The organism is Halomonas sp. ND22Bw, assembly GCF_003011945.1.
GTDB classification, from domain to species: Bacteria; Pseudomonadota; Gammaproteobacteria; order Pseudomonadales; family Halomonadaceae; genus Halomonas; species Halomonas halophila.
Genome location: NZ_PXWD01000007.1, coordinates 215,657 through 222,051, shown reverse-complemented (window position 1 = coordinate 222,051; position 6,395 = coordinate 215,657). Strand labels below are relative to the sequence as shown.

Sequence of the window (6,395 nt, the reverse complement as noted above, 5' to 3'; positions counted from 1 at the left end):
TTGCCGACGGACTCGGGGGTGAAGGCACCGGCGGTGATGTTGCCCTGGGTCTGGCCTTCGATGCTGATATAACACGGCGTGGGCATGTGTCTGCTCCTTGACGATGAATGACGGTGTCCGATGGACGTCTTAAAGGAGCATTTCCTGGGCCATGATGGACATATCTCATGCAAATCATCGTGTTATAAAAATCACGCCGCGCCAGGCTAAATACGTTTAGGCAAGATCTCGCCCAGATCGAGCAAGAAGTTGCCCAGCGGGCAAGATCTTGCCCGCTCTCCTTCAAGCTCGAGGCGTGGCGAAGGCCATCACCTCGGCCACGCCGTTCCGGCCCAACGCCAACTGGAACAGGCGATCGAGCCCCAGGGCCACGCCGCTGCCCGCCGGCATGCCGGCTTCGAGCGCGGCCAGCAGTCGCTCGTCCACGTCGACCTCGGCCAGGCCGGCGGCGCGACGGGCGGCGTTGTCCTCATCGAAGCGGGCGCGCTGCTCCGAGGCATCGGTGAGCTCGTCGTAGCCGTTGGCGAGCTCGAGGCCGTGCCGGTAGACCTCGAAGCGCGAGGCGACCCACTCGCCGTCCTCCGGGTCGCGATGTCGACGCGCCAGCGCCGCCTGGCTGGCCGGATAGTCCACCACCACGTCGATGCCATCGCGGCCCAGCTGCGGCTCGATGGCCAGGCTGATCAACAGATCGAGGCAGTCGTCCCGCGAGGCCGCGGCCATGTCGAGCCCGCCGGTCTCGGCGGCCCGGCGGCGCAGGGCATCGAGCGGTTCGCGGAAGGGATCGAGCCCGAGGTGTTCACGAAACAGCTCGCGGTAGCGGCGGCGGCGCAGCGGGCCGGGATCGGACGGCAGCACCCGGCGGATCAGCGCCTCGGTCTCGGCGATCAGGCCGTCCAGGTCGAGGCCCGGGCGGTACCACTCCAGCATGCTGAACTCGAGGTTGTGGCGCCCGCCCACCTCACCGTCGCGGAAGCTGCGGGCGATCTGGAAGATCGCCCCGCTGCCGGCGGCCAGCAGCCGCTTCATGTGGAATTCCGGCGAGGTCTGCAGCCACAGCCGCTCGCGGCCGGCCGGCGTCACGGCCTCGCAGGACAGCGACGCCAGATGCACGTCGGTGCTGCCGCCGTGGCCGAGCACCGGCGTCTCCACCTCCCACACGCCCCGCTCGGCGAAGAAGGCCCGCACCTCGGCCATCAGCCGCGCCCGCTCGCGCAGCGTCGCGATCTCGGCCGTGGGCCGCCAATCGATCGTCATCGATATGTCTCCTGAAACAACAGAAGGCCACACCCGAGAGAGTGTGGCCTTCTAAGGGCGAGGTTCGTCGCGCTAGCGCCCTCTCCGAGCGACGCTTAGGGAAGGCGGATCCCGGTGAGGCGGCGGAGTTTAGCAGCGCTAAATGAGCAAGCCGATCCGGGATTCAACGCCGCCTGAGCGAGCGCAGGAAGGGCCCGACATCAAGCGCGGGAGACGTACTCGCCGGTACGCGTATCGACTTTCAAGACTTCGCCCTGGTTGATGAACAGCGGCACGCGCACCACGGCGCCGGAGGACAGGGTCGCCGGCTTGGAGCCGCCCTGGGCGGTGTCGCCCTTGAGGCCGGGGTCGGTCTCGGTGACCTCGAGCTCGATGAAGTTCGGCGGGGTCACGGCGATGGCGTTGTCGTTCCACAGGGTCACGGTGTAGACCACCTGCTCCTTGAGCCACTTGTCGGTCTCGCCCAGCGCCTTCTTCTCGACGGCGTACTGTTCGAAGGAACCGTCGGTCTTCATGAAGTGCCACATGTCGCCGTCGGTGTAGACGTACTCCATGTCCAGCTCGAGCACGTCGGCGCCTTCCAGTGACTCGCCGGACTTGAAGGTGCGCTCCCAGACGCGACCGGTCATCAGGTTGCGCAGCTTGACGCGGTTGAAGGCCTGGCCCTTGCCCGGCTTGACGTAGTCGTTCTCGAGGATGGCGCAGGGGTCGCCATCCAGCATGACCTTCAGACCGCCCTTGAATTCGTTGGTAGAATAGTTCGCCATGATGATCGTTCCATATTCCAGCGCGCCGGCGGCCGAAGCCGCGGGCGCGAGCAAGCAAATGACAGTGGCCGAGGGACAAGCCCTCGCTCGCCTCGAAGTGTGCCCCGCATGATAACCCGAAGCCCGATTCCTTTGCAGTGCCGGCCCGCCACGCCTGCGCCCGGCGCCTGGCAGGCGCAGCTGGCCGGCGCGATCCGCGACCCGCACGAACTGTGCCGCCGCCTGGGCCTCGCCCCGGAGTGGGCGCCCGGCGCCGAGGCCGGCCATGCGCTGTTCGAGGTGCGGGTGCCGGAGGCCTATCTCGCCCGCATCCGCCCCGGCGACCCGAGCGACCCGCTGCTGCGCCAGGTGCTGCCGCTCGGCGAGGAGGCCGAGGCCGCCCCCGGTTTCGTCGCCGACCCGCTCGAGGAGGCCGACCATAGCCCTCGGCGCGGGCTGATCCACAAGTACGCCGGCCGGGTGCTCTTGATCGCGAGTCCCGCCTGCGCGGTGAACTGCCGCTACTGCTTCCGCCGCCACTTCCCCTACGAAGAGAACGCGCCCTCGCGGGCCCAGTGGGAGGAGACGCTCTCCTACCTGCGCGATGACGCCTCCATTCACGAGGCGATTCTCTCCGGCGGCGACCCGCTGGCGGCCAGCGACCGCCAGCTTTCCTGGCTGGTCGAACGGCTGGAGACCATCCCGCACCTTCGGCGGCTGCGGATCCACACCCGGCTGCCGGTGGTGATCCCCGACCGCATCGACGACGCCCTGCTCGACTGGCTCGGCGGCACACGGCTGCAGAAGGTCATGGTGCTGCACATCAACCACGCCCGGGAGATCGACGAGGCGGTGGTCGAGGCCTGTCGGCGGCTGCAGGTCGCGGGCGTGACCCTGCTCAACCAGAGCGTGCTGCTGCAAGGCGTCAACGACGACGTCGCCTCGCTGGCCGCGCTCTCCGAGCGGCTGTTCGAGGCCGGGATCCTGCCCTACTACCTGCACGTGCTGGACCCGGTGGCCGGCGCCGCCCACTTCGACGTGACCGACGAGGCGGCCCGCGCGCTGGTCGCCGAGCTGCGCCGGCACCTGCCCGGCTTCCTGATGCCGACGCTGGTCCGCGAGGTACCCGGCGAGGCCAGCAAGACGCCGCTGTAAGCCTGGCAGCGGCCACGGCGATCAGGGCGAGTGCAGGAAGGCCAGCGCCGCCCGGGTCGCCGGCCACATCACGCTGCCATGATCCTCGCCCGGAAACACCGAGAAGCCGACGCGCCAGCCCGGCCGATGCGCGGCCAGCCAGTCGGCGAAACGCCGGGCGTTGTCGACCATGGCCCGCTCGCGCAGCCGCTCGGCCCGCGGTGTGCCGAGTTCGCCCTCGCGCGGCGTCTGCTCGTCCCCGCCGACGCCGATCATCACCCGCGGCGCCTCGCCGTCCTCGCGCTCCGACACGCCGAGCGCCGCCAGATGCGCCAGCGGCGCCTCGCCATACCACCACAGCGACGGGCTGATGGCGATATAGCGCGCGAAGCTCGTCGGTCGCGTCATCAGCGCATGCACCGTCAGCAGTCCGCCGTAGGAGTGTCCAAACAGCGCCTCGCACTCGGTATCGACCGGGAAGCGCGCAGCGATGGCCGGCTTGAGCCGGGTCTCGATGAAGTCCAGAAAGGCCTCCGCGCCACCGTGCCTTTCATCGCTCTCGTCACGCTCTGCCACCGTCGGCGTGTAGTCGACGGCGCGCCGCTCGCGGGCGAAGCGCTCGACTCCGGGGTAGCCGATGGCGACGATCAGCCACGGGCTGCCATCCGCCTCGGGGCCGCGCCGGGTCAGGGTGTCCCGCGCGGCCTGCACCAGCGGCAGACGCGCGTTGCCGTCGAGCAGATAGAGCACCGGGTAGCCTCCTGCCGGCGGCGGCGCGTCGGGCAGCGCCACCTGGATCAGGTAGTCGCCACCGGTGTCGGCGGAGGCCAGGGTGAACTCACGCGACTCCGACAGCGTCACGCCCGGCGGCATCGCTCCCTGGGCCATGCTGGCCACCGCCCAGCACAGCGCCAGCAGCCCCGTCCTCAGAGCCGCTCGCAGGGGGACCGGGCACCACGGCATGCCGTGGTGCCCGGCGGCGAACACCGACCGGCTCGACTCAGAAGTCATAGCGCAGCGAGGCGACGACGCTGGCGGGCGCCCCGGGCATGTTGAAGGTGTTCACCCCGCCCACGCGCTGGTAGTAATCACGGTCCAGCAGATTGTGGACGTTGAGCTGGCCACTCAGGTTGGCGCCGAAGTCGTAGCCGACCATGGCGTCGACCACCGCATGGCCCGGCGCCTCGACGCCGTTGCTGGAGGCGAAGTCGCTCATCGCGGTGACGCCCCCGCCGAGGCTCAGGCCGTCCAGCGCGCCACCCTCGAAGCCGTACTGGGTCCACAGGTTGACGACGCTGTGCGGCATCAGCAGGAAGACCCCGTCGTCACGGTTGGTGGACGCCTGCTTCACCTCGGTATCCAGATAGGTATAGCCGGCGATCACATCCCACTGCTCGGTCAGACTGCCCGTCACCTCGAACTCGGCGCCCTGGATGCGCATCTTGCCCACCCCGACGACATAGTCGGCGCCCGGATCGTCCGGCGTGGCCGCCCGATTCTCGTCCTCTAGCCGGAAGGCGCTGACCCGGGCGTTAAGCGCACCGCCGAGGTAGCTGCCCTTGATGCCGACTTCGAACTGTTCGCCCTCACGCGGCTCGAGCAGGTCGCCATCGGCATCATGGGAGGTCTGCGGCTTGAACACCCGGGAGTAGCTGGCATACAGCGAGTGGTCGGCATCGAGGTCGTAGACCAGGCCGGCATAGGGCGTGAACTCACCCTCGCTGCGGCTCTGGCTGTCGTCCGCCACGCGATCCGTCAGGTCGACGTCGTAGTGGCTCAGCCGGCCGCCGGCGATCAGCGCCAGCGATGCCACGGGGCGCAGGGTCAGCTTGCCGTAGACGCCGCTCTCCTCGAGCGTGGTCTCGCTGTCGCTGTACCCCCGCCCGCGGGTCCACGCGCTATCGAGCACGTCGACGAAGGCCAGCTCATTGAGCTCGTCGAGGGTCACGCGCCCACCGGCCAGGCTACGCGATCGACCAGACCGGGTATCGGTCTCGTAGCGCTTGTGGTCGGCGCCGACCACGAACTCGCTGACGTTGCCGAATGCCGAGAACGGTTGGCTATAGCTGGCATCCAGCGACAGCGCCTGCTGGTCGACCTCGCTGCCGATGCCCGCCACGGCCAGCGTCTCGTTCGCATCGAGGGCGCTGCCGCCGAAGGCGTAGTTGTAGTCGGCCCGGCGGTCGGAATAGCGTGCGGCGAGGCGCCCGACGCCGCCACCCTCGAAGCGGTGGCTCAGCTCGGCGATCCAGTCGTCGGAGCGACTCTCGAAGTCGTTCCAGTCGGCACCGTAGAAGGCCGAGCGATCGCCGTAGAGCAGCTCGCCGTCGCTGCCCACCGGCTGGCCGTTATCGACCACGATGTCCTTGCGGTTGTGCAGGAAGCCGAGCCCCAGGGTGGTCGCCTCGTCGAGATCGATGTCCAGCGCCGCATAGAGATCATCCTGATCGTTGTCGTTGCGGTCGACGAAACGGGCGTGTTCGGTGTGATCGACGACCAGCCGGCCGCGGATACGCCCGGCGGCATCGATCGGTCCCGCGACATCGACCTGGGCACCCAGGCGATCATCGGTGCCGGCGCTGCCGGTGACGTGCCCCTGGAACTCGCGGGTCGGACGCTTGCGCACCAGGTTGACGATGCCGCCCATCTCGCTGGTGCTGTTGAACAGCCCCGACGGCCCGCGCATGACCTCGACCCGGTCGAAGGCCGCCAGCGACGGCACCGAGCCGGTGATGCTCGACATCGGGGCCGGCAGGCCGTCGATGCTGTAGGCGTCGTACTCGTAGCCACGGGCATAGATCGACGAGCGGCCGTTGTCGTTGGAGAGCACCCGCATGCCCGGCGTGCGCCGCCCCAGCTCGTCCAGGGTGGCGAAGCCCTGGTCCTCGATGGCGTCGCGCGTCACCACGCTCACCGACTGCGGAATGTCGCGCAGTGCGGCCGGCGTCTTGGTGCCCACGGTGGCGGCATCGATGCCGTAGCCGCCGGTCGTCTCGGAGGGCAGCATCTCGTAGAGCCGGTTCCCCTCGACCGTGATGGTGTCGAGGCGCGCGGCATCCTCGATCGACTGAGCCAGCGCGGTCTGGGCAATCCCCATCAGGGCCAGCGTGCCGCCCAGCAGCGCCGTGGAGCGGAAGGTGTAGCCTTCTCGTATGATCATGTCGCGTTCCCTTGTCGTACCTTCGAGCCGCTCGCACGCCACCCATAAATGAGAATGCGTTACACTAGCGACGGAAGCGCATTATGTCAGCGGTTCCT

5 protein-coding genes and 1 pseudogene are annotated in these 6,395 nt (G+C 68.8%); 1 reads left to right on the top strand and 5 read right to left on the bottom strand.

Features of this window, described 5'->3' with window-relative positions; genetic code table 11:
- The 3 genes and pseudogenes from CVH10_RS11210 to efp form a co-directional block, all read right to left on the bottom strand.
- Window positions 1–86: pseudogene (locus CVH10_RS11210) on the bottom strand (type VI secretion system tube protein Hcp); the annotation flags it as partial.
- A gap of 196 nt (window positions 87–282) precedes the next feature.
- Window positions 283–1,257: an EF-P lysine aminoacylase EpmA gene (epmA, locus tag CVH10_RS11205; RefSeq protein WP_106488728.1), complete on the bottom strand. Its 975-nt coding sequence runs from the start codon at window positions 1,255–1,257 to the stop codon at window positions 283–285.
- A 200-nt stretch (window positions 1,258–1,457) separates the two neighbouring features.
- Window positions 1,458–2,024 carry an elongation factor P gene (gene efp / locus CVH10_RS11200; RefSeq protein WP_046079178.1) on the bottom strand — a complete coding sequence of 189 codons (567 nt, stop codon included), beginning with the start codon at window positions 2,022–2,024 and terminating at the stop codon, window positions 1,458–1,460.
- Window positions 2,025–2,132: 108 nt separating this feature from the next.
- On the opposite strand from efp, the gene epmB reads away from it, so the two are divergent.
- Window positions 2,133–3,158 (top strand): EF-P beta-lysylation protein EpmB, encoded by a 1,026-nt coding sequence (epmB, locus tag CVH10_RS11195; protein ID WP_106488727.1) that lies wholly within the window; start codon window positions 2,133–2,135, stop codon window positions 3,156–3,158.
- Window positions 3,159–3,179: 21 nt separating this feature from the next.
- Here epmB and CVH10_RS11190 read toward each other — a convergent pair whose 3' ends face one another.
- Both CVH10_RS11190 and CVH10_RS11185 read right to left on the bottom strand, forming a co-directional pair.
- A complete protein-coding gene (locus tag CVH10_RS11190) occupies window positions 3,180–4,124 on the bottom strand; it encodes an alpha/beta hydrolase-fold protein (protein ID WP_181244392.1) in 945 nt (314 codons plus the stop codon).
- 13 nt (window positions 4,125–4,137) lie between these two features.
- Window positions 4,138–6,297: a TonB-dependent siderophore receptor gene (locus tag CVH10_RS11185; RefSeq protein ID WP_106488726.1), complete on the bottom strand. Its 2,160-nt coding sequence runs from the start codon at window positions 6,295–6,297 to the stop codon at window positions 4,138–4,140.
- Window positions 6,298–6,395: the final 98 nt, after the last annotated feature.

Coding starts and splice junctions, on each gene's coding strand:
- epmA (WP_106488728.1), bottom strand. CDS start 1,257: ATGACGATCGATTGGCGGCCCACGGCCGAGATCGCGACGCTGCGCGAG.
- CVH10_RS11185 (WP_106488726.1), bottom strand. CDS start 6,297: ATGATCATACGAGAAGGCTACACCTTCCGCTCCACGGCGCTGCTGGGC.
- efp (WP_046079178.1), bottom strand. CDS start 2,024: ATGGCGAACTATTCTACCAACGAATTCAAGGGCGGTCTGAAGGTCATG.
- epmB (WP_106488727.1), top strand. CDS start 2,133: ATGATAACCCGAAGCCCGATTCCTTTGCAGTGCCGGCCCGCCACGCCT.